Origin of the sequence: Delftia sp. WSY_7 (assembly GCF_043104845.1) — a bacterium.
Lineage (GTDB): Bacteria > Pseudomonadota > Gammaproteobacteria > Burkholderiales > Burkholderiaceae_C > Comamonas > Comamonas tsuruhatensis.
Map to the genome: position 1 here is coordinate 409,341 of NZ_JBICLB010000005.1, position 25,574 is coordinate 434,914.

The window sequence follows — 25,574 nt, forward strand, 5'->3', positions numbered from 1 at the left end:
GGCCCCATCGGCTCCAGTCGTCGGCCATGCACGCCGTGGCCAGGCCATCGGACCAGAACGGCCGCAACCATGTCAGCGGGCCTGGCCATCACGCACGGCTGCAATGGCCTCGATCTCGATCATGGCCGCCGGGTCGTACAGCGCCTGGATCTGGGCAATCGTGTCGGCCGGATAGGGGGCGCCGAAGAACTCGCGGCGCAGGGCAACCACCTCGTCGAAGTGGCCCATGTCGGTAACGAAGATGGTGACCTTGATCACGTCCTTCAGGCTGGAGCCGCCCGCCTCCAGCGCGCGGCGCAGATTGGCAAACGCCTGCCGGCCCTGGGCCAGGAAGCCGCCCGGCACGATGCGGCCATCGTCTCCGGCGCCGGCCTGGCCGGAGATGAACAGCAGCTCGCCAAAGCGAATGCCTTGCGACAGCAAAAACGGCTCGTAGGGGTCGGGTTGCGTGGTGACACGGTGCAGCATGGTTTCATTTCCTTCATCCATCCCCGGCAGGATCGCGCTTGGGGCATGGGTGGACGATAGGGAAGCCGGATGATTGCGACAAAGGTTCATTTGTCAGGCATAAGATGAGTTTTCCTCACCCCATTCCTTACCCGACCCTTGCGTCCTCCAGCCCTCATGCAACGCAACCAGCTGCCGCTTTCCGCACTGCGCGCCTTCGAGGCCGCCGCCCGCCTGGGCAGCTTCAAGCAGGCCGCCGACGACCTGGCCGTGACACCCACGGCCATCAGCCACCAGATCCGCGCGCTGGAGGAACAGCTGGGCCTGGCGCTGTTCGATCGCCAGGTACGCAAGGTGGTGCTGACCGAGGCCGGCGCCCAGCTCTATCCGGTGCTGCGCGACGGTTTCGACGCCTTTGCCGCCACGCTGGAGCGCCTGCTGCAAAAGCGCCTGCGCGCCCAGGTCAGCATCTCGGCCACCAATGCGTTCACCGTGAAATGGCTGGTGCCGCGCATGGCCAGCTTCCGCGCGATGCACCCGGAGGTGGACCTGCAACTGCAGGCCTCGGACGATGTGGTGGACCTGCGCTCCCATGCCGTCGATATCGCCGTGCGCTACGGGCGCGGCCCTTATCCGGGCCTGGTGGCCGAGCCCCTGTTCAGCGACCGCTTTGCGCCCGTGGCCAATCCCCGGCTGGACGTGCTGGGTCCGGCCGACTTGGCCCGCCTGCCGCTGATCCGCTTTGACTGGAAGACGGCGCACGCCAGCAATCCCACCTGGGAGCGCTGGTTTGACGAGGCAGGCCTGGCCTGGAATTCACCGGCGGGGCAACTGCGCTTTTCCGACGAGGGCCATGCCATCCAGGCGGCCATTGCCGGTCATGGCATTGCCCTGGTGAGCCTGGCCCTGGTGGCCGAAGACATTGCGGCCGGCCACCTGCTGCAGCCCTTCGGCCCCTCGATCACCGGCCATACCTACCATCTGGCCGTGGGCGAGCAACGGGAGTCGGGCCCCCATGTGCGCGCCGTCATGGACTGGCTCAGAAGCCAGTCCATGACCGTGCCATAGCCGTACCGCAGCCGCCCTCAATAGCCCCGCGCCGCGTCCACCGCCTGCGGCAGCTCGCCGCTGGCACGCCAGCGCCGGATGTTGCCCGCCACGATGGCCGATGCCGTCGCGCGGTCCGTGGGTGCCGAGATGTGGGGCAGCACGGTCACGGCGGGGTGCGCCCACTGCCAGGACGATTCTGGCAGGGGCTCCTGCTCGAACACGTCCAGCACGGCATGGGCCAGGCGGCCGCCGTCCAGGGCGGCGCGCAGCGCGGCATCGTCCACGATGGGGCCGCGCGCAAAGTTGATCAGCGAGGCATGGGCAGGCAGCGCGGCCAGCGCCTGCGCGCCGACGATGCCGCGCGTCTGCGGCGTGAGCGGCAGCAGGCATACGAGGATGTCGGTCTGCGCCAGCATGGCGGGCAGCTCGGCATCACCCGCATGGCATTGCACGCCTTCCATCTGCCTGGGCGTGCGGCTCCAGCCGCGCACCTTGAAGCCTGCCGCCAGCAGCCGCCGCGCGCTGGCTTCGCCCAGTGCGCCCAGGCCCAGCAGCGATACCGTCCTGTCCTGCGCGCGCACGCCGTCATGCGCCAGCCATTGGCGCGCGGCCTGCTGGCGGGCATAGAGCGGCATGTCGCGGTGCAGGTACAGGGTCCAGGCCAGCACGGCCTCGGCCATGGTGTCGGCCAGTTGCGGGTCCACCAGGCGGACGATGCGCAGGTCGGTATCGCCCAGGTCGGCCACCAGGCGCTCCACGCCGGCCCAGACGCTGTGCACCCATTGCAGGCGCGGCAGCGTGCGCAGGTCGGCAGGCTGGGGGTTGGCGACGATGGCGACCTCGCAGGCCGCGCGCTGGCCCGCATCCAGCGTATCGAGCGCCACCACGCGCTCCTCTGGCAGGGCGGCCTGCAGGGCCTGCAGCCAGGCCTGGGCGGCCGGGTAGCCGGGTGCGCAGACGAAAGGAAGCGGGGGGAGCGGGGGGAGCGAGGCGCGAGGAGACAGCGAACCGCTCATTTGGCGAAGACCTTGTCCAGGTCGGCGAAGCCCTTGACCTCGATGGGATTGCCGCTGGGGTCGCGGAAGAACATGGTGGCCTGCTCGCCAGGCTCGCCCTCGAAGCGGATGCCGGGCTGCAGCACGAAATCCACCACGCCGCCGGACAGCCGCGCGGCCAGGGCCTTCCAGTCGTCCATGGCCATCACCAGGCCCAGGTGGGGCATGGGCACCATGTGGTCGCCCACGCGGCCGGTGTTCGTGACCGGGAAGGGCTCGCCCAGGTGCAGCGAGATCTGGTGGCCGAAGAAGTCGAAGTCCACCCAGGTCTCGGTGCTGCGGCCTTCCTGGCAGCCGAGCAGCGTGCCGTAGAAGGCGCGCGCTTCGTCCAGATCGCGGACATGGTAGGCAAGGTGGAAGCTGGTGCGCATGGCTGATCCTTTGGTTGTGCTTGTGGTGCAGGCAGGCTCGCAGGCCGTGGCCTGCCGTGGGTGGCGCGAGCCTAGCAGAGGCTTTTCGAAAGTGATAGCGTTGATTTCTTTGCAATCCCCAAGGAAATCTTTTGGAGACCCGCTATCTCAAGAGCCTGATCGCCGTGGTGGACAGCGGCTCCATCGCCGATGCGGCGCGCGCCGAGCACCTGACCGCCGCCGCCGTGGGCCAGCGCGTGCAGGCGCTGGAGCGCGAGCTGGGCTTTGCCCTGCTTTCGCGCAGCGGCCATGCGGCCCGCCCCACCCAGGCCTGCCTGGCCCTGCTGCCGCGCGCGCGGCGCCTGGTGCGCGAGGCCGCGCTGCTGGGCAGCGATGCCAGCGCCGATGGGCTGGCCGGCACGCTGCGCATCGGCGCCATCTCGACCGCGCTCACGGGCATGCTGCCGGCCGCGCTGCGCAAGCTCACGCAGGCGGCGCCACAGTGCCGGCCCGTCATCGTGCCGGGCACCTCGCGCGCGCTGTTCCAGATGCTGCAGGCCGGCGAGCTCGATGCCGCCGTCATCGTGGCGCCCCCTTTTGAACTGCCCAAGGCGCTGCGCAGCGTGCAGCTGCGCCGCGAGCCGCTGGTGCTGCTGGCCCCGCCCAACGCACGCGGCCGGCCTGCCGCGCTGCTGCGCAGCCTGCCCTACATACGCTACGACCCCGATGCCTGGGGAGGCCGCCATGCGGCCGACTGGCTGGCCGACCAGGGGCTGGAGCCTGCGGTGCTGTGCGACCTGGACGCGCTGGAGGCCATTGCCATGCTGGCCGCCGACGGCATGGGCGTGGGCCTGGTGCCGCACTGGACAGGCCTGGAGCGCTTCATGGGCGACTGCCGAATGCTGCCCATTGCGGGCGCCGCCTATGAGCGCGCCATCTGGCTGGTGACCAGCGCCGATCCCGACCTGCCGCGCATGGCCGAGCTGCTGGAGGGCGCACTCGCGTAGGTTGCGGCCTTCGCTCTCAATCCGCCTGCACGTAGCCCGTGACGCGGATCATTTCGCGGTACTTGGCGATCTCGCGCGCATAGGCGGCCGCCGCATCGTCCAGGCCCATGGGCTTGGCGACATCACGGCCGTCGGCCTCCAGCTTGGCGATGACCTGCGGGTCCAGCAGGGCCTGGCCGATGGCCTGGTTCAGGCGCTGTTTGACGTCCTGCGGCGTGCCGCGCTTGACGAAGTAGCCCGCCAGGCTGGCGTACTCGAAATCGCGCAGCGCCGGCACTTCCGTGATGCTGGGCACGGCCGACAGCACCGCAGGCCGGTTGCGCGACAGCACGGCCAGCGCCCGGAAGCGGCCGGTGCGGATCATCTCCAGCATGGACGCCTGGAACGGCATGATGCTGAAGTCGATCTGGCCGCCGGCCAGGTCCTGGATCACGGGCGCCGTGCCCGCATAGGGCGCGTGGGTGAACGGCACCTTCACCACCTTGCCCATGTACTCGGTGATCAGGTGGTAGAGCGAGCCCACGCCCACCGAGCCGTAGGTCAGCGAATTGCTTTCGTTGCGCGAGCGTGCCAGCGCCAGGAACTCTTGCATATTCCGGGCCGGCAGGCCTGAGCGCACCAGCAGCACCAGGTGGGTGACGGTGATGTACTGCAGGTTCTCGAACGCATCGGGCTGGTAGCGCACGGCCTTGTTGGTGAGCGGCGGCAGGATGAGTTCGTTTTGCGTGCCCTGGAAGAACATGCTGCCGTCGGCCCTGGCGCCCAGCACTTTGGATGCGGCAATCGTCCCCGTGGCGCCGCCCAGGTTTTCCACGATCACCTTGGCCGCCAGTCCCTCGCCTATGGGCTTGCTCAGGATGCGGGCGCTGACGTCGCTGGGCCCGCCTGCCGGGTAGGGCACCATCAGGCTGACCGGGCCGGGCGCCGAGGCCGCGGCAGGCTGCAGCAGCAGGGGCGCCAGCGGCAGGCCGGCGGCGATTTTCAGGAGCGAGCGGCGTGTGGGCAAGGCAAGTGGATTCATGGAAGTGCACCAGGCAGTGGCTTGAGGGGGAAGGCGGGAATCAGGCGCGCCCTACCACCGGGCGTGGGGCAGGCGCGCAATGGTGTGGAGCACCGCCAGGCCGCGCGGGACGATGGTGTCCACCTCGCAGTACTCGTCGGTGGTGTGGAACTTGCCGCCCACGGGGCCGGTGCCGCACAGCGTGATGGCGCCCAGGCTGGAGGTCACGCCCGAGTCCGCGCAGCCGCCGCTGAACTCGCCCTCGGCCTTGTGGCCCAGCGCGCCCAGCTCGGCCTGGTACAGCTCGAACAATTGCTGCGACTGCGGCGTGGGAACGAAGGGGCGGAACTCGCCGGTGATGTTCAGCGTGGAGCGCGTGCCCTGGATGAAGGACTTGTCGCAGATGCAGCGGATGCGGCCCACCAGGGACTCGCGCTGGTCCAGGTCGAAGATGCGCAGGTCGATGGCCGCCTTGGCCGACGGCGCCGACGTGTTCACCGACAGGCCGCCCGACACCAGGCCCACGTTGACGGTGACGCCCTTGTCCAGGTCGGTGAGCGCGTCCAGCGCCACCACCTTGTGCGCCAGCTCCGAGATGGCGCTGATGCCCTCGGCGAAGTTGGCGCCCGAGTGCGCCGCCTTGCCCTCGATCTCCACGCCGAAGAACACGCCGCCCTTGCGGCCCGTGACCACGTTGCCCGAAGGCCGGCCCGGCTCCGCATTGAAGACAAAGCCCGCCTTGCGCGCAAAGGGCTCGATGACGGACTTGCTCAGGGGGGAGCCGATTTCCTCGTCGCAGGTGAACAGGCCCGTGACCTCGGGCGCAGGCTCCGCGCTGTGGGCCAGCGCAGCCAGCAGGAAGGCGTTCATGACGATGCCCGACTTCATGTCGGCCACGCCCGGGCCGTAGGCCCTGCCGCCTTCGATGCGGAACGGCCTGCGCGCGGCCTCGCCTTCAGGGAAGACCGTGTCGCAGTGCCCCATCAGCAGCACGGGCCTGCCCACGGTGCTGCCCGCGTTCACGGTGACCGAGATCGCGGCCTCCACGCCATCGACGAAATGCGGGCTGACCTGCAGCCCCTGGCCCAGGAAGAAGGCCTCCAGGCGCCGGAACACGCGCGCCACGCCAGGCTTGTCGAAACTGCCCGAATCGATGTTGACGATGTCGGCCAGCAGCGAAAGCATGTTCTCCCGCTGGTCCTTGATCCACTCCGACGCGCCGACCGCCCGGTCCGCACTGACAATGGCTTGCTGTGGCATCCGCTGCCTCCGTATTTTTCAATACTTGGTATTGTTATTTAATACTTCAGATTCACAATCAGGTAAAACGATGATCGAAAACGCGTTGTATGTGGGTTCCGTGGGCAAGGCATTCCGCGTGCTGGACTGCTTCAAGGGCGCGGCGGGCGACCTGAGCCTCACGGAAATCATGGAGCGCAGCGGCCTGGACAAGAGCGCCGCCCAGCGCTACGCCTACACCCTCAGCGCCGAGGGCTACCTGCAGCAAAACAGCCAGACCCGCCGCTACCGGCTGGGCCCGGGCGTGCTGGACCTGACCTTCCACTTCCTGCGCACGCATGCGCTGGCGGAGGCGCTCAACCCCCTGCTGCTGCAGCTGTCCAAGGACACGGAGCAGAAGATCAGCCTGTCGCTGCGCGACGGCGACTGGCTGGTGCACGTGCTGCGCCACCAGACCAGCACCGAGCACTACCACGCCTCGCTCGTGGGCCGGCGCGTGCCCCTGCAATGCACGGCGGGCGGGCGCGCCGTGATGGCACGGCTGGACGAGGCGCAGATGGAGCAGCTGCTGGCCCCCGGCCGCCTGGTGGCCAGCACGCCCCGGACGCTGACCACGGCCAAGGCCGTCCAGGCGGAACTGAAGAAGGTGCGCGAGCGCGGCTACGCCATGGTGGTGGATGAATTCATCATGGGCGAGGTCGCGCTGGCCGCCGCCGTGGTCGACGCCGACGGCGTGCCGCTGGGCGCCCTGCACCTGAGCGGATCGTCAAGCCAGTGGAGCGGCGCCGACTACGCGAAGAAGTTCTCGCCCCTGCTGCTCAACGCCATCGCCCAGTACGAGCGGCGCAACGCGTAGCGCCTGCCGTCCAGCGCGGATCCCGCTATACTGCGCCCCTTCTTTCTTGAACGAGCTGCTGCAGGAAAGACGTTTTTCGGGCCTTTGCCGCCCGGGTGTCTTTCATCGTCCGTACACCCAGCGGACGCGGCGAGCGCCAACCAGGCCTCGCGGATCTGCAGCCATGAGCACTCCTCAACGACTCCAGCGTGCCTTTGCACGCACGGGCATCTCTCTCGACTATCGCGACGGCATCTACCACGTGCGCGATGGCCAGGCCGAGGCCCACATTCTTCTTCCCGACAGCCTTCCCCTGGAGGACAAGGCCGTGCGCCAGCTGCTGGCCTTTGCGGCCGTGCGCCGGCATGACGGCCAGGGCAGCCACGGCGCCGTCTGCCGCGCCTGCGCCACGCCCGACTTCCATCCGGGCACGGTGGCGCCCGTGGGCAGCGTGGTGGCCACGCCATCGGACTTCGTCATTCCGGCCGCCATCGGCACGGACATCAACTGCAGCGTGCGCCTGCTGACCACGGGCGCCCGGCTGGACCAGCTGGCGCCGCACAAGGGCCGGCTGGTGGACTTGCTGACCGCCAGCCTGCTGGGCAGCGGGCGCGACGTGCCCGTGACCACGGCCGCCTTCCGCGCGCTGTTCGACCACGGGCCGGCCGCCTTTGTGGACCGGCTGAGCGGCCAGGGCCTGTGGGGCCATGTCGACAGGGAGCGCCTGCACCGCGAGCTGGCCGCCTGCATCGGCCTGGACAGCTTCGCTGGCAGCGCCCGCCACGCGCCCCATGCCTATCTGCAGGAGCGCCATGCCGTGTTCCGCGACCCGTGCCTGGGCACGGTGGGATCGGGCAACCATTTCGTGGAACTGCAGGTGGTCGACGAGGTGCTGGACCGCCACGCGGCCTACCGCGCCGGCCTGCGCGCAGGCGACGTGGTGGTGATGATCCACAGCGGCTCGCGCGACCTGGGCTTTTACGTGGGCCAGGCCTGGATGGACCGCGCCCGGGCCGAGTGGCCGCAAGGCGTGAAGCACCCGGCCAGCGGCCTGTACGGCCTGTCGGGTCCGCTGGCCGGCGAGTACCTGCAGGCCATGGGCGTGGCGGCGCGCTATGCCTGGGCCAACCGCGTGGTGCTGGCCGAGCTGGTGCGCAAGGACCTGGAGCAGATCGTGGGCGCAGCGGATTCGCGCCTCGTGGTCGATGTGCCGCACAACGTGGTCCTGCAGCAAGGCGGCATGAACATCCACCGCAAGGGCGCCACGCCAGCCAACGAGGGCGACTTCGCGCTGATCCCGGGGTCCATGGGCGATGCCTCCTACCTGGTCACGGGCCTGGGTGCGGCCGACTGGCTCTGGTCCTGCAGCCATGGCGCGGGGCGGCGCATGCGCCGCCAGGCCGTGCGCGCGCTGCGCCCCGAGGCACATGCGGGCCGTGCGGGCGAACAGGGCTGGCAATGCGTGACGCTGCGCGAGGAGCGCCGCATCGAGGAGGCGCCCGAAGCCTACAAGCCCATCGGCCCGGTCATCGAGTCGCAGGAGGCCGCCGGCCTGATCCACGCCGCCGTGAAGCTCAGGCCCTGGATCACCTTCAAGGCCTGAGCACCGGCAGGCGCCTCACTGCAGCCGCAAGCCGTCCGCCGCACGGTCCTGGGCCAGCTTGCGGTACAGCGTCTGGCGGCTGATGCCCAGCATGCGCGCGGCCTGGGTGACATTGCCCCGGCAGTTCTCCAGCGCCTGCCGCACGGCCGAGCGCGAGAGTTCATCCAGGCTCTGCGGCGCAGCGTCGAGCCGGGGGCCGCTGCGGGCGGTCTGCGCCAGCTCGGCCTGGAAGTCGTCGGGCAGGTGCTGCCACTGCAGGCAGTCCTCATGGGGATCGAGCATGGCGCAGGCCGTTCTCAGCACGCTGGCGCACTGGCGCAGATTGCCGGGCCAGCCATGGCCGGCCAGCTGCGCCAGCAGGGCCGGTGCCATGCGCAGCGGGCGCGCGGGTTCGATGTCGGCCAGCATGCGCGCGGCCAGCGCCTCGAAGTCGCCGCGCTCGCGCAGCGGAGGCAGCTCCACGGCCAGGCCGTTGATGCGGTAGTACAGGTCGGCACGAAAACGTCCCTGGTCGGCATCCTCGCGCAGCCTGCGGTTGGAGGCGCTGACCAGCGCGAAATCGACCGCAACGGGCGTGCCACCGCCCAGCGGCACCACCTGCCGCTCCTGCAGCACGCGCAGCAGCCGGGTCTGCAGCGACAGCGGCATGTCGCCGATCTCGTCCAGGAACAGGGTGCCGCCGTGCGCCTGGCGCAGCAGGCCCGCCTGTCCTTCGCGCCGCCCGCCCGTGAAGGCGCCCTGGCGGTAGCCGAACAGCTCGGCCTCGATCAGCGACTCGGGCATGGCCGCGCAGTTGATGGCCACGAAGGGGCCGTCGCGGCGCGGCCCGCTGTCGTGGGCCGCGCGCGCAAACCATTCCTTGCCCACGCCGGACTCGCCCTGAATCAGCAGCGCAATCGGCTTGCCCAGCACGCGCCGGGCCTTGTCGGCCGCCGCACGCCAGCGCGCATCGCCCGTGTCCAGCCGCGCCAGCGCATCGCGGGGGGACTGCCGTGTTTCCCCCGCTTGCCGCGCTCCCAGCGCCTCCTGCACTGTCTGCGCCGCCGCCCCCGCCATGATGGTGCGCCGATCCGGCACCAGCTGGCCGAACAGCGCCGTGCCGTCATGGCGCCGCAGCGGCTGGGCCGCATCGGGCTGGCGGTGCTGGCGTGACAGCAGCTCCTGCAGGCTGGCGTCCAGCACCTGGTCCAGCGCCACGCTGCCCAGCTGCGCGTGCGACAGGCGCAGCAAGGCCAGCGCGGCGCGGTTGGCACCCACCACCCAGCCGTCGCCCGAGATCAGCGCAATGCCTTCGCCCACCGTGCCAATGCCTTCGGGCCGCGCGTGCAGGTGCAGGCGGATGTGGCGCTGGCCGTCGCAGGCCATGAGGCGGTTTTCGATCATGCGGGCCGCCGTGCCGACCAGGCCCAGCGTGTGCGGGCTGCCCCGGCCATGTTCGCTGGAGATGTCCAGGATGCCCAGCAGTTGGCCCGTGCCCGACAGGATGGGCGCGGCCGCGCAGGTGAGAAAGCCGTTGCGCTCCAGGAAATGCTCGCCGCCCTGGATTTCGATGGAGTCCATCTCGGCCAGTGCCGTGCCGATGGCATTGGTGCCGCGCTGCGCCTCATGCCAGGACGCACCGCTGGCCAGGGCCACGCGCTCGGCCTTGCCCAGAAAGAAGGGGTCGCCGCAGGTATCCACCAGGGTGCCGCAGGGGCCGGCCAGCACCACCACGCTCTGGCTGCCGCGCACCTGCTCGGACAGGTATTCCATGACGGGCCGTGAATGCGCCAGCAGCGCATGGTGGCGGCTGCGCAGCACGCCCAGCGCGTGCTGCTCCAGGTTGTCGGCGGCGCCCAGGCGCCCGGTGGGACGCAGTCCCTGCTCGATGCAGCGCTGCCACGAGCGCGCCAGGCGCTCGTCCACCAGGCCGCTGGGGCAGCGGCCCGACTCCATCAGGCTGTGACGGGCCTGGCGCAAGGCCACAAGGGAGGCTCTCGATTGCATGCTGTCTCCTGCTCGGGCGTCATTGCGCCGCGTTGCGGGCCAGTATGCGGGGCCGGCGGGCACCGGGCAAGCCAAGTGGCAGGCCAGGCGCCCGACTGTTCCATTTCTGGACAGTTGTCCTGTTGCGCAACGTCACGGCACAGGGCGAACGCGCACGGGAATACCCGCAGCAGCCACGTCCCGCGGGCCTTTGCGGGCACCTGCCCTGCGGCCTGCGGGCTGGCACGGCTTTTGAATCATGTCTGCCGTCCGGCCATGGCCGGATATCCCGATCCACACCCGATCACAACAGACCCATAAGCATCCTCAGGAGACAAGCAGCATGACCGTCTACGCAGCACCCGGCGCCGCTGGCGCCAAGATCGCCTACAAGGCCCGCTACGACAACTTCATCGGCGGCAGGTTCGTACCTCCGGTCAAGGAGCAGTACTTCGACGTGGTCACCCCCATCAGCGGCAAGGTCTACACCCGCGCCGCGCGCTCCACGGCCGAGGACATCGAACTGGCGCTGGACGCCGCCCATGCCGCCAGCGACGCCTGGGGCCGCACCAGCGCGGCCGAGCGTGCGAACGTCCTGCTGAAGATCGCCGACCGCATCGAGGCCAACCTGGAGCTGCTCGCCTATGCCGAGACCGTGGACAACGGCAAGGCCATCCGCGAGACGCTGAATGCAGACATCCCGCTGACCGTGGACCATTTCCGCTATTTCGCGGGCTGCGTGCGCGCCCAGGAAGGCGCGCTCAGCCATATCGACGAGACCACGGTGGCCTATCACATCCAGGAGCCGCTGGGCGTGGTGGGCCAGATCATTCCCTGGAACTTCCCCATCCTCATGGCGGCCTGGAAGCTGGCGCCTGCGCTGGGCGCGGGCAACTGCGTGGTGCTCAAGCCGGCCGAGTCCACGCCCATCAGCATCCTGATCCTGGCCGAGCTCATTGCCGACCTGCTGCCGCCCGGCGTGCTCAACATCGTCAACGGCTTCGGCCGCGAGGCCGGCATGCCGCTGGCCACCAGCAAGCGCATCGCCAAGATCGCCTTCACGGGTTCCACCTCCACGGGCCGCGTGATCGCCCAGGCCGCCGCCAACAACCTGATCCCTGCCACGCTGGAGCTGGGCGGCAAGTCGCCCAACATCTTCTTCGCCGATGTGATGGACAAGGACGATGCCTTCCTCGACAAGGCCGTCGAAGGGCTGGTGCTGTTCGCCTTCAACCAGGGCGAGGTCTGCACCTGCCCCAGCCGCGCGCTGATCCACGAAAGCATCTACGACCGCTTCATGGAGCGCGTGCTCCAGCGCGTGGCCGCCATCCGGCATGCCAACCCGCTGGACACCGACAGCATGATGGGCGCGCAGGCGTCCAAGGAGCAGCTCACCAAGATCCTGTCGTACCTGGACCTGGGCAAGCAGGAGGGCGCCGAGGTGCTGGCCGGCGGCGGCCAGGCCCATCTGGGCGGCGACCTGGAAGGCGGCTACTACGTGCAGCCCACGCTGTTCAAGGGCCACAACAAGATGCGCATCTTCCAGGAGGAAATCTTCGGCCCCGTGCTGGCCGTGACCACCTTCAAGGACGAGGCCGAGGCCCTGGCCATTGCCAACGACACGCTCTACGGCCTGGGCGCGGGCGTGTGGAGCCGCAACGGCAACGTGGCCTACCGCATGGGCCGGGCCATCAAGGCCGGGCGCGTGTGGACCAACTGCTACCACGCCTATCCGGCGCACGCGGCCTTTGGCGGCTACAAGGAATCGGGCATCGGCCGCGAGACCCACAAGATGATGCTGGACCACTACCAGCAGACCAAGAACCTGCTGGTCAGCTACAGCGAGAACAAGCTGGGCTTCTTCTGAAGTTCTTCCCAGGTGAATGCGGCCGGCGGCGCGCAGCGCGGCCGGCCGTCCAGGAAAGGACCACCCCATGGTTGACAAAGTGATTGCCACCGAGGCCGCGCTGGCGCTGATCGCCGACCTGCAGGCGCAGCACGGGCCGGTGTTCTTCCACCAGTCCGGCGGCTGCTGCGACAACAGCGCCGCCAACTGCTACCTGCCCGGCGAGCTGACGATAGGCGCCCAGGACGTGCTGCTGGGCCACGTGGGCGGCGCGCCCTTCTATATCGGCAAGTCGCAGTACGAATACTGGAAGCACACCCAGCTCATCCTCGACGTGATCGAGGGCCAGGGCGGCACCTTCTCGCTGGAGGGCAGCACGGGCAAGGCCTTCCACACACGCTCCAGGCTGTTCACGGACGAGGAATACGCCGAGATCCTGGCCAGCGAGGGCAACGGCCCCTGACAGGGGCCGCGCGACGGGCTACTTTCCGGTCAGCCGCTTGACCGCGGCCTCGGTCTGGCGCACATGCTCGTCCGGGTCCGAGCCCATGTGCACGAAGCGGACCTTGCCGTCCTGGCCGATCACGTAGGAGATGCGGTCGGCGCGCTGGGGGTCGGCGGCGGCCGAGGCGTCGTAGGCGCGGATGGTCTGCGCCTGCGGGTCCGATGCCACGGCGAACTGGTCGCGGCAGGCCTCGGTGGAAAAGCGCTTGAGCGTATCGATGTCGTCATGCGACATGCCCACCACCGTGGCGCCCATGGCCGCGAAGCGCGGCGTGGCCTCGGCAAAGGCGTGGGCTTCCATGGTGCAGCCCTGGGTGAAGGCCTTGGGGAAGAAATACAGCACCACCGGCCCCTTCCTGAGCGTGGCGGCCATGTCGAAATCGAAGGCCTTGCCCGCCACCGCGGCCGGCGTGGTGAAGCGCGGCGCGGTGTCGCCCACCTTGAGCGCGGCCTGGGCCAGCGGCGACAGCAGCAGCGCCGCCAGCACGGGTGCGGCGGCGCGCGCGCAGCGGCGGCCCAGGGATGCGCGTGGGTGGATGGAATCGCCGCAGCGGATATCGGACATGCATGGCCTCCTGAGCCTGGAACGGGATGCGCCATTGTGGCCAATCGGCCCGGGCCGCTGGCGCATTTGCCGTGGATCAGCGCGGGGATTCGCCGGGCCTGATCCTGAACCAGATCGAGTACATGGCGGGCAGGAAGACCAGCGTCAGCACCGTGCCGGCCAGCGTGCCGCCGATCAGCGTATAGGCCAGCGTTCCCCAGAACACCGATTGGGTCAGCGGGATGAAGGCCAGGATCGCCGCCAGCGCGGTCAGGATCACGGGCCGGGCGCGCTGGACGGTGGCCTCCACCACCGCCTGGAACGGCGCAAGCCCCTCCTGCTCGTTGTGCTGGATCTGCCCGATCAGGATCAGCGTGTTGCGCATCAGGATGCCCGACAGCGCGATCAGCCCCACCAGTGCATTGATGCCGAAGGGCTGCTGAAAGACGATCAGCGTCGGCACCACGCCGATCAATCCCAGGGGGCTGGTCAGGAACACCATGACCATGGCCGATATCGACCGCACCTGCAAGATGATGATGATCAGCGTGATGGCGATCATGATCGGGAACAGGGGCAGCATGGCCGTCATGGCCTTGCCGGATTCCTCGATGGAGCCGGCCTCGTCGATGCGGTAGCCCGCAGGCAACGCCTTCCTGATGGGCTCCAGCTGCCGGGTGATGGCCGCAGAGACATCGGGCGGCTGCAGGCTGTCATCGATGTCTCCGCGGACCGTGATGGTGGGCATGCGGTCGCGGCGGCGCATGACGGGCTCCTCCATCTGCACGGTGACCTCGCCCAGCTGCGACAGCGGTATGCGCTGGCCAGTGGCGTTGGTGAGCGTGAAGTCGCCGACCCTGGCCACATCGTGGCGGGTGCCGCCCGCAGAACGCGCCATCACCTGCACGGTGCGGATGTCCTCGCGCACGGTGGTCACGGGCACGCCGCTGAGCAGGAATTGCAGCTGCTGCGCGACTGCCGCGGAGGTCAGGCCCATGGCCTGCAGCCGGTCCTGGTCCAGGGTGAAGCGCATGACGGGGGTGCGCACGCCCCAGTCGGAGTTCACGGTCCGCATCATCGGGCTGTCGTGCAGCACCTGGTGCACCTGGCCGGCAATGTCGCGCAGCCGCTGCGGGTCGGGGCCGGAGACGCGATACGCCACGGGGAACGGGGAGTACGGCCCGAACACGATCTGCGATGCGCGCACCTGCGCCTGCGGAGCCAGTCCCTGGGCGATGGCCTCGCGCAGCCTCAGCTTGAGCGCGTCGCGCTGCGCCTGGTTGGCGGTGCGCACGACGATCTTGGCGAACGACGGGTCGGGCAGCTCAGGCGAGATGGCCAGAAAAAAGCGCGGTGCGCCCTGGCCGATATAGGCGGTCACGATCTCCGATTCGGGCTGCTGCAGCAGCCAGGCTTCCACCTTGCGGGTGGTCTCGCTCGTCTGGCCGATGGAGGTGCCGTAGGGCATCTGCACCTCGACCATCACCTCGGGCCGGTCGGAGATGGGAAAGAACTGCTTCTTCACGATGGACATGCCCAGCACGGAAGCCACCATGAGCCCGCCCACGACTGCGGCCACCATGCCCTTGCGGGCGATCACCTTGCCCAGCACGCGCCGCAGGCGCTCGTAGCGGGGCGTGCCATACATCGCCGCATGTCCGCCTTCGACCTTCTTGAGAAGGGGCAGCATCTTGACGCCGAGATAGGGCGTGAACACCACGGCCACCACCCAGGACGCGATGAGCGCGATGCCGACGATCCAGAACATGTTGCTGGTGTACTCGCCCGCCGTGGAGCGTGCGAACCCGTTGGGCATGAAGCCCACCGCCGTCACCAGCGTTCCGGACAGCATGGGCGCCGCGGTATGGCTCCAGGCGTAGGCGGACGCGGCCACGCGGTCGTAGCCCTCTTCCATCTTCACCACCATCATCTCGATGGCGATGATGGCGTCGTCCACCAGCAGGCCCAGCGCAAGGATCAGCGAGCCGAGCGTGATGCGGTCGAAATTCTTTCCCGTGGCGGCCATGATGATGAACACGGCCGCCAGCGTCAGCGGCACGGCCGCAGCCACCACCACGCCAACGCGCCAGCCCATGCTGGCGAAGCACACCACCAGCACGACCAGCAGCGCGGCCAGGAACTTGAGCATGAACTCATCGACGGAGGCGCTGATGTTCACGGCCTGGTCCGTCACCTTGGTCAGGCCCATGCCCAGCGGCATGTCTGCGTTGATGGCGCCCACCTCCCGGTCCAGCGCCTTGCCCAGGTCCAGCCCGTTCCAGCCGTCGCGCATGACGACGCCCAGCAGCAAGGCAGGCTCCGCACCGTTGCGGATGATGAAGGTCGAGGGGTCTTCGTAGCCTCGCTGGACGGTGGCGATGTCGGACAGCTTGACCGTGCGGCCCTGGGCCACGATGGGCGTGTCGCGGATCTTTTGCAGCGCGTCGAACGCCCCGTCGATGCGGATGAACACCTGCGGACCCTGTGTCTCCACCGACCCGGCAGGGGTGAGGGCGTTCTGGTTGTTCAACGCAGCGAAGACGTCCTGCGGGCTGATGCCCAGCGTGGCCAGGCGCTCGTGCGAGAACTCCACGTAGATCCGCTCGGATTGCTCGCCGACGATGTTGACCTTCTTGACGCCCGGCACATGCAAAAGACGCTGGCGCAAGGCTTCGGCATCGCGCACCAGCGCCCGGGGCTCCTCGCCGCGCGCCTTGAGGGCGTAGATCGCAAAGGTCACGTCGGCGTACTGGTCGTTCACCATCGGGCCGATCACGCCCGCCGGCAGGTTGCGGGCTTCGTCACCGAGCTTCTTGCGGGCCTGGTAGAACTCCTCCTGCACCTCGCCGGGGGGCGTGGAGTCGAGCAGGGTCAGCGTGGTGAAGGCCAGCCCCGGCCTGACGAAGGTTTCGGTGCGGTCATACCAGCGCAGCTCCTGCAGGCGCTTTTCCAGCTTCTCTGCCACCTGGTCCTGCATTTCCTGCGGGGTGGCGCCAGGCCAGGCCGTGATGATCGTCATGACCTTGACGGTGAAGGCCGGATCTTCCGCCCGGCCCAGCTTCAGGAAGGCAAAGACACCCGTCAGCGAAATCAGCAGGATCAGGAACAGCGTGATGGAGCGCTCACGGACGGCAAGCGCCGACAGGTTGAAACGGCCTTCACTCACGGGACGCTCCCGTGGACACGGAGGACGCCGTGGACGTTGTTGCCGTTGTTGCCGTTGAAGGCGCCGGCGCCTCGCTGTCCAGCCGCACCTGCGCCCCCTCGCTCAACAAATGCGCGCCGAGCGCGACGATCCGCTCCCCCTGGCCGAGCGCACCCGCCACCTGGGCATTGCCGTCCTGTACCTGAACCACGGTGACGGGCTGGCGCCTGACCTGATCGCCCTGTACCACCCAGACAGCGGCGCCCTTGCCCTCGTCGAGGATGGCGCCGATGGGGACCTGCAGGGTTGCCTTGCCCGCTGTCGCTGTCGCTGTCGATGTAGATGTCGATGTCGCTGTTGCTGTCGATGTCCCGCCAATCCTGAGCGTGACCGTGCTGCCCAGCGGAGCGCTGGCCGCCGCGCCGGCGTCCAGCACATAGCGGGCCTCAAAGGTGCGGGTGGCCCGGTCGGCCACATCGGACAGCTGGCGCAGTCTGGCGGGGACGGCCACATCCTCCCTGCCGAACAGGCGGGCCTGGGCCGCCGAGCCCAGCGCGGGGCGCAGTGTTTCGGGCAACTGGACGACCGCTTCGCGCCTGCCGGCATGGGCGAGGCGCACGACCACCTGGCCGGCACTGACGACCTGGCCAGGCTCGGCAAGTGTTTCCATCACGATGCCATCGGCATCGGCCAGCAGTTCGGCGTAGCGGCTGGCGTTCAGCGCTGCGGCGGCCTGCGCTTCGGCCGCCCTGAGCTGGGCGCGGGCGGCATCCGCGGCCGCCTTGATCTGTTCATGGGCCAAGGCCGAAACGGCACCCGTTCCCTGCAGGTCACGGTAGCGCTGCTCCTCGTCGCTGGCCTGCTGGGCCCGTGCCCTGGCGGCTGCGACGGCCTCCTGCTGGGCATGGGCGGCCAGCTTCAGGTCCACCGGGTCGAGGCGCAGCAATGCCTGGCCGCGCCTGACCGCCTGGCCTGTATCCACCAGGCGCTCGAGCACCTTGCCGGCCACGCGAAATCCAAGATCGCCCTGTACCCTGGCCGCGATGGTGCCGGTGAAGACGCGCTCGGAAGAATGGCCTGGCGCTACCAGGGTGGTGCGAACGAGGGGTGGCTGGGTGCGCGGATCCGGCGGCGTGCTTTTGCCGCAGGCTGCGAGTGCAAGTGACAGTGCGCCGACAGCGGCGATGGACAGATGGCGGTGCCGAAGCATGAGGGGGTCCCGATCAATGAGCAGGACCCGATTCTGTGATTAGTGACCATTTATGTCAATGGTCACAACTGCAGGATTTAGGGCGACAGGCTTCTCAGCACCAATCCGGCCAGTTGTGCGGGCGCCTCGTCCGCATGGTCGAGGCTGTGCTGCAGCATCACCGGGTTCAGATAGGGGAGCATGACCAGGAAGATGGCGCGCCCGGTTTCATCCAGTGGCGTCTTGCGCTCGAAGTCGCCCCGCTGGCGCCCGGCATCGAGTATCTGCAGCAGCAGCTGATGCATGCGTTCCTCATAGGCCTGCGCTGCCTGCCAGCGCTCTGCCGACGCGGAAATGGCGATCTCGTACAGCTTGCGGTCTTCGGAGAAAAGCCGCAGCGTGGCAGCGACGATCGCCTTGAACAGGCGCCGCAGCTGCTCGGGAGGCGTATCCGTGCTGGCGACGGCCTGGCGGATCTCCGCCTCCATCTCCATCAGGCAGTTGGAACAGATCATCTCGCCGATGACCTGCTTGGACTCGAAGAACTTGTAGATGTAGGCCTTGGAAAAGCCGATGGCCTTGGCAAGGTCGGACACCGTGGTTTTCTCATAGCCGTAGCGGCTGAAATGCTCTTTCGCCGCAGTCACGATCTGTTGCCGGACATCGTGTTCGACCGGGCCGCGCGCAGAGGTCGGATAGACGTTGGTGGTGCTCATGCGGCCTAGCTTACTCCATCAAAAAAATACTATGCAAGTGACCATTTTGGAATATAGTCACAGCGTCACCACGCTTCTGACTGTTGAACATGCCGCGTCTTGCCGCCCCCGTCTTTCTGATGCTCGCCAGCCTCTGTGCAGGGTGTGCGGTAGGCCCTGACTACCAGCCACCCGCCACGGCCCTGCCCCAGGCCTACATGGGCAGCCGCGTTCTGGGTGAGACCAAGCCGCCCTCGCCGGCCTCCTCCACTTACCTTGCAGCCTGGTGGGCAGCCTTTGGCGATCCGCAGATGGCGCGCCTCGTCACGGCGGCACTGCAGCAAAACCTGGATGTTGCCCAGGCCGCTGGCCGCGTGCTTCAGGCACGCGCCGGGCTGGATGCGGCGGCCGCTGCGTTGCTGCCGTCGGCCCAGATCTCGGCGCAAACGGCCAGGAGCTATCAGTCGGTCGAGACTCCGCTGGGCCGGGTGCTCGACTCCATGCCGGGGTTCGATCGCTACGGCAGCGCCCAGGAGGCCAACCTCGGGGCCAGCTGGGAGCTTGATCTCTTCGGCGGCCTGCGCAGGGCCAGGCAGGCCTCCCTGGCCGAGTACCAGGCATCGGAAGCCGGCGCCACTGCCGTGCGGCTCGCGGTGGCCGCCCAGACTGCGGACATCTATATCCAGATTCGCGGCCTGCAGGCGCGGCTGGCAGTGGCACGCTCGCAGGTGCGGACCCAGCAGCAACTGCGCTCCATCGTCGAACTGCGGTTTGGCAAAGGACTGGCACCGGAGCTTCAATTGCGCCAGGTCGAGGGGGCACTTGCGCGGGCGCAAGCGACCATCCCGCCGCTGGAGAACGCGCTCGAGGCCGCGCTCAACGCCATGGACGTGATGCTTGCCACGGCACCCGGCACGCACCGGGCAGAGCTGGCCGAATCCCGCCCGGTCCCCGTGCTGCCAACCCTTTCCCTGGCGGAGGCACCCGGCGATCTGCTGCGGCGACGCCCGGACCTCATCGCGGCGGAGCGGCGCCTGGCAGCGTCGAACGCACGCATCGGCGTGGCGATCGCCGAGTACTACCCGAAGCTGTCGATCAGCGGCCTGATCGGCAGCGCCACCTCCATCTCCGCGGGCAATCTCTTCAGCGCCGGCGCATCGCAGGCCAGCGTTGTGGGCGGCCTGCGCTGGCGGCTGTTCGACTTCGGTCGCATCAACGCACAGATCCAACAGGCGCAGGCACAGGAGGCGGAAAGCCTTGCCGCCTACCGGCAGTCGGTACTGCGCGCCACGGAAGAAGTGGAGAACGCCCTGGTCTCGCTGGACAAGCGGCAGGAGCTGATGGCCGTGCTCGCCAGGGGCGCGGATGCGCTCACGCGGGCCCGGCAGGCCGCAGGCGCCGCCTACGACAAGGGCGTGGTCAGCCTGATCGAGGTACTGCAGGTGGATGAAAGCCTGCTGGGCGTGCTCGATGCACAGGCGCTGGCACGGACGGAGTCGGCGCGATCGACGGTCGCGATCTTCAAGGCGCTGGGCGGCGGCTGGACGCCGGAGCCTTCCAGGGCATTGGCAGCCGCCAGCCACGGTCTTCCCGCCAGCGTTGCCCCCTGAACCTGCCACTTCCCGAAAGGAGCCCCCTTTCCACACAGCAAAGAAACCGAACACCCCTGCGGGACATGCGGCCCAGGCGACCTGCCGACGCGGGCGGCCGAAGCCATGGCCCGGCTCCACCCACCCCCATCCGTCAAACCATGCCAAACACACCCCCCTCCCCCACCGTTGCTGCAGCCGCACGCATCCTGAAGCCGGCGCTTGCGGCCATAGCCTTCTCGACCTGCTTCGCAGCCCATTCGCAGCCGCAAGACGCCTCGGCAGCCACATCGGACGCAGCGCTTTCCCGCGCCGAAGTCATCGCCGATCTCGCACTCTGGCGCCGCGCCGGATTGGACCGCCATGCGGAGATATCGATCTCCTACGGAGTCGAAACGCAGGAATATCGGGCCGCATACCAGGAGTACCTGCGCCTTCGCAACAGCGAGGCGTTCCAGGCGGAGGTCCGCAAGGCGCTGAGTCGGTAAGGCGGAGCGCCTTCCCGCCCAGGCCATCGCGGCAGCGGCTGGCTGCCTGGGGACGTGGCCCGGGGCTTTGCCTACAGGCCCAGGTCGGACAGACCGGGGTGGTCATCGGGGCGACGCCCCAGCGGCCAGTGGAACTTGCGCTCCGATTCCTGGATGGGCATGTCGTTGATGCATGCGAAGCGCCGGCGCATGAGACCGTCGGCCTCGAATTCCCAGTTCTCGTTGCCGTACGACCGGAACCAGTTCCCGGCATCGTCGTGCCACTCATAGGCGTAGCGGACTGCGATCCGGTTTTCCGCGTACAGCCAAAGCTCCTTGATCAGCCGGTAGTCCAGCTCCTTCTTCCACTTCCTCTCAAGAAGGGCCTGGGCCTCGGCGCGGCTGTTGGCGAACTCCGCCCGGTTGCGCCATTTCGTGTCGGGGGTATAGGCCATCGCGACCTTGGCCGCATCGCGTGTGTTCCATCCATCCTCGGCCAAACGGACCTTTTGGACGGCGCTTGCGAGAGAGAACGGGGGCAGGGGTGGGCGAGTTTCCATGATGTGACCTTTGAAAAGATGTAGAACGATCTGTCTACATGCACCACTCTAACGGAGGTGGAACGATCTGTCTACAATGTCTTCATGAAAACTTCCCAGCCATCTCTCGAGTCACTACCACCCCGCGAGCGCATCCTGGTGGCAGCCCATGGCCTTTTCTACGCAGAGGGCATCCGGGCCACGGGCGTGGACAGGATCATCGAGCGGTCGTCGGTCAGCAAAGTCACCTTCTACCGCCAGTACGCCAGCAAGGACGACCTGATCCGGGCGTACCTCGACTACCGCCATGAACGGTGGATTTCCTGGTTCCAGGCCAGCCTGGCGCAGGAGGCCGCCGGGGGCTCGTCAGCGTTGGATGCCCTGTCCACCACCCTCAGGAGCTGGTTCGGCCAGCCCGACTTTCGGGGCTGCGCCTTTCTCAATGCCGCTGCCGAACTGGGCTCGTCCGACCCTGAGATCCTGGCGACGGTCCGGCGGCACAAGCAGGAAATGTCGTCCGTGCTGGATCGCCTGTTCGGTGGCCATCCCCTGTCCGTGGGCGCTGCGCTCACCCTGGTGGCGGACGGCGCCATCGTCCATGCGCAGATGGGTCAGCCGATCGATGAAGTCATGGCGAACTTCAAGGCAGCGGCCGAAGGGATCGTGAGCCGCCCCGGGTGGTGAGCAGGCTCAGGAGCGGGGCGCCGCTGAGGCTTCGGCGCGCCACAGCGGCAGGTCGTTGCTGCCTCGCCACCTTTGGCCACGCAGGGGCCGGATCTGGCAAGTCAGTGCTTTGCCACACGCTGCCCTGCCGCGTCGATGACGGCTTCGCCGTCCTCCTTGGAGAATGCCCCTTGCTGGGGACGCGGCAGTATGTCCAGCACCACCTCGGATGGCCGGCACAGGCGCGTGCCCAGTGGCGTCACCACAATGGGGCGATTGATGAGGATAGGGTGCCGGAGCATGGCGTCGATCAGCTGGGCATCGGTCCATTCCGGGTCGCCCAGGCCCATCTCGTCATACGGCGTACCTTTTTGCCGCAGAACCTCCCGCACAGGCAGGGCCAGGTCCGCCAGCAGCCGCTCCAGCGTGGCCCGGTCGGGCGGTGTCTTGAGGTATTCGATGACGGCGGGCTCCTCGCCGCTGTTGCGGATCAGGGCCAGCACGTTGCGCGATGTGCCGCAGGCGGGGTTGTGATAGATCGTGATGGTGCTCATGGCAGATGGGTTCTGTGAGGGAATTCAGGCAGCCACGCTCAGGCGCAGCGCAAGGGCGGAAAGCGTGATGAGCAGCACGGGGGCCGTCAAAACCGTACCCACCCTGAAGTAGTAGCCCCATCCGATGGTCATGCCTTTGCTGGCCAGCACATGCAGCCACAGCAGCGTGGCCAGGCTACCGATGGGCGTAATCTTCGGGCCCAGGTCGCAGCCGATCACGTTGGCGTAGACCATGGCATCCCTGACCACGCCGGTGGCACTGGAGGCATCGATCGACAGCGCACCCACCAGAACGGTGGGCATGTTGTTCATCACAGACGACAGCAGGGCCGAGAGCACTCCCGTGCCGATGGCTGCGCCCCAGACGCCGCCTTGGGCAAAGCGGTCCAGAACGGATGCGATAGAGGTGATCAGCCCGGCATTGCGCAATCCGTAGACCACCAGATACATGCCCAGCGAGAACACGACGATCTGCCACGGCGCGCCATGCAGTACCTTGCGGGTGCTGATGACGCAGCCGCGTGCCGCCACGGCCAGCAGCAGGGCGGCACCTGCGGCCGCGACCGCGCTGACAGGCACGCCCAGCGGCTCCAGCCCGAAGAAGCCGACCAACAGCAGGACCAGGACCACCCAGCCCGCGCGAAAGGTCGCCGGATCGCGGATCGCATCGGCCGGGCGCCTGAGCTGGGCCAGGTCATAGGTTGCGGGAATGCCGCGCCGAAAGAACAGCATCAGCATGGCGAGGCTGGCCAGCACCGAGGCGAGATTGACCGGCACCATTACCGAGGCGTATTCGTTGAAGCCGATGTTGAAAAAGTCAGCCGAGACGATGTTGACCAGGTTGGAGACGATCAGCGGCAGGCTGGCCGTGTCGGCGATGAAGCCTGCCGCCATGACGAATGCCAGCGTGGCGGAGGGCGAAAAGCCCAGCGCCACGAGCATGGCCATCACGATGGGCGTGAGAATCAGGGCGGCGCCGTCATTGGCGAACAAGGCGGACACAGCCGCACCCAGCAGCACGATGAACGCGAACAGCTTGCTGCCCCGGCCGCCGCCCCAGCGTGCGAAGTGCAGCGCGGCCCATTCAAAGAAGCCGGCCTCGTCAAGCAGCAGGCTGATGATGATGACGGCTACAAAGGTGGCGGTCGCATTCCACACGATGCCCCAGACCACTGGAATGTCGGAAAGATGCACCACGCCGGCCAGCAGGGCAACGACCGCGCCCAGCGAGGCGCTCCAGCCAATGCCCAGGCCGCGCGGCTGCCAGATAACCAGCACAAGGGTGGAGATGAAGATCAGGACTGCCATGAGCATGGTGCTGGGAGATTCGGGTTTCAGAAGGCGCGCATTCGTGGACGAAGGGGGCGTCAGTGGGAGGCCAGTTCGCGGGCGGTGCCCTGTAGCCTTGCCTTTTCCAGCTTGTCGTCGGGCAGGTTGACCAGCAGCTCCAGACGACGACGCATCATGTGCAGAGTCTGTCGGAATGCTTCCAGCTTGACCTCTTCAGATGCGTCTCCCTGCGAGGGATCGGCGTATCCCCAGTGGGCGGTGGCGGGGTGGCCGGGCCAGATCGGGCAGACCTCGCCAGCTGCGTTGTCGCAGACGGTGATGATCAGGTCCATCTGCGGCGCCTGCGGGGCCGCGAACTCATCCCAGCTCTTGCTGCGCAGCCCCTGCACAGATACGCCGGCACGCTGCAGCACCTGCAAGCTCAAGGGATTGGGCTGCTGATTCGCGCGGGGGCTGCTGCCGGCCGAATACGCTTTGAAGCGCCCATTGCCCATGTCGTTGAGCAAAGCTTCGGCCAGGATGCTGCGCGCCGAGTTGTGAGTGCACAGGAACAGGACATTCAGGGGGGTGATGGAATCAGACATGGTGGCTTAGCAGCAGGACGTGGAGGAAGAGGCAGCTACGGTGCCTGGGGCGCAGCAGGCAGATGCGGCCGCCTGGCGCGGGGCCGTCGGCGCGCAGCACGCGCCGCTGGCTCCGACAGCTGCATCAGGGGCCTCGTGAAACACGGGAATGTTCTCCAGCGAATGAAAGTGCTCCCAGGCAATCCCCTGGGGATCGGTGATCCAGTGCTTGTCGCTGCGTGCATAGCAGCAGGTGGTGGCGCCTTCGTCGAGCATCGCCAGGTCGGAGGCCCTGGCGCGTGCCTTGAGCGCATCCAGCTCCTCGGCCTCATCCACTTGGAAGCCCAGGTGGTCCAGGCCGGCTTTCTCGCCTCGCGTCGAAATGGCGAAGTTCACCCGGGGCTCGTCCAGCATCCACTTCGCGTAGTCGCTTTCCACGCGGGCGGGCTCGGCACCAAACAGCTGGGAATAGAACGCGATGTTCTTGGCCAGATCGTCGACGTGCATATGGACATGGAAGCGTTTCATCGTGGACTCCGTTCAGCAGTTGCAGGGCAAGGCATCCACCGTGGCGCATGCGGCGCCCTGGCAGCAGTTTTCGGTGAGGTAGGCGAGCAGGTCGTTCATCGCCGCAAAGGACGCCCGGTACAGCACATTGCGGCCCAGGCGCTCCTGGCTGACCAGCTCGGCATGGGACAGCTCCTTGAGGTGGAACGACAGCGCGTTGGGTGCGATACCCAACTGTTCGGCCAAGGCGCTGGGCGTAAGCCCCGCAGGGCCGGCGACTACCAGGGCGCGGAAAACGCGCAGGCGCGCTTCATGGGCCAGGGCCGAAAGCGATCGGATGACTTGGGTTTCTTGCATTCATCAATAATACAACTATTGTTGAATTGTTGTTGAAAAAAGTGAAGGCGATCGTGCGGCGCCATTGCGCAAGCTCCGTGCGGAACGCCACTGAACACGCAGCGCGTCACGCAGATAACTCGTTGATTTCTCACGTCCTCGCAAGCCATGCACCATCGATCCTTAGAGAGATGCGCCACTGAACTTTCGTCTGTACGGAAAACGCGCCACTGCACTTTAGTTTTTTGGCCAGCAAGGCTGAGGAGCGAGCTATCGGCCGAGGCGCAAGGGCTCAGGGCCGATGTGCGGCGGCGTCGCGGGTTGCCATGGGCTCTTGTGTGGCAGCTACCCGTTGCCGTCGTTTGTCGCAGGCCTGTCGGTGTCGGCTTTGCCTCGGCAGCTGCCGCCCCCCCGCAGCCGGGCGAACTCACGCTGCATGGCGCCAAACAGTCCTTAGCCCCTGCGACAAGCGCTGGCCCAAATGGTGGGACTACTCGAAGGCTAGGGCATTCTCCGGGCGCTCGCCCCGTGCCAGTGATCGTCTCACCCCCACTCAAACTTGCAGTCCCGAAACACGGATGGACGGCCAGGC

25 protein-coding genes are annotated in these 25,574 nt (G+C 67.8%); 9 read left to right on the top strand and 16 right to left on the bottom strand.

Translation table 11 applies throughout. The annotated features are described in order from the left end of the window. Positions 1-72: 72 nt before the first annotated feature. Positions 73-468 (bottom strand): RidA family protein, encoded by a 396-nt coding sequence (locus ACF8ME_RS03190; RefSeq protein WP_016445482.1) that lies wholly within the window; start codon positions 466-468, stop codon positions 73-75. 156 nt (positions 469-624) lie between these two features. Between ACF8ME_RS03190 and ACF8ME_RS03195 the strand changes: the two genes are divergently transcribed. Then, complete coding sequence (locus ACF8ME_RS03195) at positions 625-1,515, top strand: LysR substrate-binding domain-containing protein (RefSeq protein WP_392415198.1); 891 nt, start codon at positions 625-627, stop codon at positions 1,513-1,515. A 17-nt stretch (positions 1,516-1,532) separates the two neighbouring features. On the opposite strand, the gene ACF8ME_RS03200 is transcribed toward ACF8ME_RS03195, so the two are convergent. Beyond that, complete coding sequence (locus ACF8ME_RS03200; RefSeq protein ID WP_392415200.1) at positions 1,533-2,513, bottom strand: 2-hydroxyacid dehydrogenase; 981 nt, start codon at positions 2,511-2,513, stop codon at positions 1,533-1,535. Then, complete coding sequence (locus ACF8ME_RS03205; RefSeq protein WP_012207434.1) at positions 2,510-2,923, bottom strand: VOC family protein; 414 nt, start codon at positions 2,921-2,923, stop codon at positions 2,510-2,512. The genes ACF8ME_RS03200 and ACF8ME_RS03205 overlap by 4 nt, the downstream gene beginning before the upstream one ends. A gap of 131 nt (positions 2,924-3,054) precedes the next feature. Between ACF8ME_RS03205 and ACF8ME_RS03210 the strand changes: the two genes are divergently transcribed. After that, entirely contained in the window at positions 3,055-3,909 is an 855-nt protein-coding gene (locus tag ACF8ME_RS03210; RefSeq protein WP_392415202.1) for a LysR substrate-binding domain-containing protein, read from the top strand. Between the two features lie 16 nt (positions 3,910-3,925). On the opposite strand, the gene ACF8ME_RS03215 is transcribed toward ACF8ME_RS03210, so the two are convergent. Together ACF8ME_RS03215 and ACF8ME_RS03220 are read right to left on the bottom strand one after the other, a co-directional pair. Continuing rightward, the gene (locus ACF8ME_RS03215; protein WP_016445478.1) at positions 3,926-4,930 is read right to left on the bottom strand and encodes a tripartite tricarboxylate transporter substrate binding protein; all 1,005 of its coding nucleotides are present in this window, start codon (positions 4,928-4,930) and stop codon (positions 3,926-3,928) included. 51 nt (positions 4,931-4,981) lie between these two features. Then, the gene (locus tag ACF8ME_RS03220; RefSeq protein ID WP_016445477.1) at positions 4,982-6,169 is read right to left on the bottom strand and encodes a M20 family metallopeptidase; all 1,188 of its coding nucleotides are present in this window, start codon (positions 6,167-6,169) and stop codon (positions 4,982-4,984) included. 70 nt (positions 6,170-6,239) lie between these two features. Here ACF8ME_RS03220 and ACF8ME_RS03225 point away from each other — a divergent pair, with 70 nt between their 5' ends. Continuing rightward, positions 6,240-7,004, top strand: coding sequence for an IclR family transcriptional regulator (locus ACF8ME_RS03225; protein ID WP_392415204.1), 765 nt, complete (start codon positions 6,240-6,242; stop codon positions 7,002-7,004). A gap of 163 nt (positions 7,005-7,167) precedes the next feature. After that, positions 7,168-8,586 (top strand): RtcB family protein, encoded by a 1,419-nt coding sequence (locus tag ACF8ME_RS03230; protein ID WP_392415206.1) that lies wholly within the window; start codon positions 7,168-7,170, stop codon positions 8,584-8,586. Between the two features lie 15 nt (positions 8,587-8,601). On the opposite strand, the gene ACF8ME_RS03235 is transcribed toward ACF8ME_RS03230, so the two are convergent. After that, positions 8,602-10,572 (bottom strand): sigma-54-dependent Fis family transcriptional regulator, encoded by a 1,971-nt coding sequence (locus ACF8ME_RS03235; protein WP_392415208.1) that lies wholly within the window; start codon positions 10,570-10,572, stop codon positions 8,602-8,604. 322 nt (positions 10,573-10,894) lie between these two features. Here ACF8ME_RS03235 and ACF8ME_RS03240 point away from each other — a divergent pair, with 322 nt between their 5' ends. Both ACF8ME_RS03240 and ACF8ME_RS03245 read left to right on the top strand, forming a co-directional pair. Further along, complete coding sequence (locus ACF8ME_RS03240) at positions 10,895-12,418, top strand: aldehyde dehydrogenase family protein (protein ID WP_012207447.1); 1,524 nt, start codon at positions 10,895-10,897, stop codon at positions 12,416-12,418. Between the two features lie 67 nt (positions 12,419-12,485). Beyond that, positions 12,486-12,860, top strand: coding sequence for a DUF779 domain-containing protein (locus tag ACF8ME_RS03245; protein WP_392415210.1), 375 nt, complete (start codon positions 12,486-12,488; stop codon positions 12,858-12,860). Between the two features lie 18 nt (positions 12,861-12,878). On the opposite strand, the gene ACF8ME_RS03250 is transcribed toward ACF8ME_RS03245, so the two are convergent. From ACF8ME_RS03250 to ACF8ME_RS03265, 4 genes are all read right to left on the bottom strand, one after another. Next, positions 12,879-13,466, bottom strand: a complete 588-nt coding sequence (locus ACF8ME_RS03250) for a peroxiredoxin (protein WP_392415212.1) — start codon at positions 13,464-13,466, stop codon at positions 12,879-12,881. Between the two features lie 76 nt (positions 13,467-13,542). Beyond that, entirely contained in the window at positions 13,543-16,611 is a 3,069-nt protein-coding gene (locus ACF8ME_RS03255; protein ID WP_392415213.1) for an efflux RND transporter permease subunit, read from the bottom strand. Further along, positions 16,604-17,800: an efflux RND transporter periplasmic adaptor subunit gene (locus tag ACF8ME_RS03260; protein WP_392415215.1), complete on the bottom strand. Its 1,197-nt coding sequence runs from the start codon at positions 17,798-17,800 to the stop codon at positions 16,604-16,606. The genes ACF8ME_RS03255 and ACF8ME_RS03260 overlap by 8 nt, the downstream gene beginning before the upstream one ends. Positions 17,801-17,877: 77 nt before the next feature. Beyond that, the gene (locus ACF8ME_RS03265) at positions 17,878-18,495 is read right to left on the bottom strand and encodes a TetR/AcrR family transcriptional regulator (protein ID WP_071956814.1); all 618 of its coding nucleotides are present in this window, start codon (positions 18,493-18,495) and stop codon (positions 17,878-17,880) included. A gap of 89 nt (positions 18,496-18,584) precedes the next feature. Between ACF8ME_RS03265 and ACF8ME_RS03270 the strand changes: the two genes are divergently transcribed. Then, the gene (locus tag ACF8ME_RS03270; protein ID WP_392415217.1) at positions 18,585-20,084 is read left to right on the top strand and encodes an efflux transporter outer membrane subunit; all 1,500 of its coding nucleotides are present in this window, start codon (positions 18,585-18,587) and stop codon (positions 20,082-20,084) included. A gap of 140 nt (positions 20,085-20,224) precedes the next feature. Continuing rightward, the gene (locus tag ACF8ME_RS03275; RefSeq protein WP_392415219.1) at positions 20,225-20,551 is read left to right on the top strand and encodes a hypothetical protein; all 327 of its coding nucleotides are present in this window, start codon (positions 20,225-20,227) and stop codon (positions 20,549-20,551) included. A gap of 71 nt (positions 20,552-20,622) precedes the next feature. Here ACF8ME_RS03275 and ACF8ME_RS03280 read toward each other — a convergent pair whose 3' ends face one another. After that, a complete protein-coding gene (locus tag ACF8ME_RS03280) occupies positions 20,623-21,090 on the bottom strand; it encodes a nuclear transport factor 2 family protein (RefSeq protein WP_016445466.1) in 468 nt (155 codons plus the stop codon). 84 nt (positions 21,091-21,174) lie between these two features. Between ACF8ME_RS03280 and ACF8ME_RS03285 the strand changes: the two genes are divergently transcribed. Further along, complete coding sequence (locus tag ACF8ME_RS03285; RefSeq protein ID WP_374006768.1) at positions 21,175-21,753, top strand: TetR/AcrR family transcriptional regulator; 579 nt, start codon at positions 21,175-21,177, stop codon at positions 21,751-21,753. A 101-nt stretch (positions 21,754-21,854) separates the two neighbouring features. Here the strand turns inward: ACF8ME_RS03285 and arsC are convergent, their stop codons facing one another. The 5 genes from arsC to ACF8ME_RS03310 are packed head-to-tail and all read right to left on the bottom strand — an operon-like array spanning position 21,855 to position 25,003. Continuing rightward, on the bottom strand, positions 21,855-22,286 hold the full coding sequence (gene arsC, locus ACF8ME_RS03290; protein ID WP_016450895.1) for an arsenate reductase (glutaredoxin): 432 nt from the start codon (positions 22,284-22,286) through the stop codon (positions 21,855-21,857). A 24-nt stretch (positions 22,287-22,310) separates the two neighbouring features. Beyond that, on the bottom strand, positions 22,311-23,600 hold the full coding sequence (locus ACF8ME_RS03295; protein ID WP_392415221.1) for an arsenic transporter: 1,290 nt from the start codon (positions 23,598-23,600) through the stop codon (positions 22,311-22,313). Positions 23,601-23,653: 53 nt separating this feature from the next. After that, the gene (locus tag ACF8ME_RS03300) at positions 23,654-24,160 is read right to left on the bottom strand and encodes an arsenate reductase ArsC (RefSeq protein ID WP_016445462.1); all 507 of its coding nucleotides are present in this window, start codon (positions 24,158-24,160) and stop codon (positions 23,654-23,656) included. 6 nt (positions 24,161-24,166) lie between these two features. Next, positions 24,167-24,667, bottom strand: coding sequence for an ArsI/CadI family heavy metal resistance metalloenzyme (locus ACF8ME_RS03305; protein ID WP_392415222.1), 501 nt, complete (start codon positions 24,665-24,667; stop codon positions 24,167-24,169). Positions 24,668-24,679: 12 nt separating this feature from the next. Further along, positions 24,680-25,003, bottom strand: coding sequence for a helix-turn-helix transcriptional regulator (locus ACF8ME_RS03310; RefSeq protein WP_016445460.1), 324 nt, complete (start codon positions 25,001-25,003; stop codon positions 24,680-24,682). Positions 25,004-25,574 lie beyond the last annotated feature (571 nt).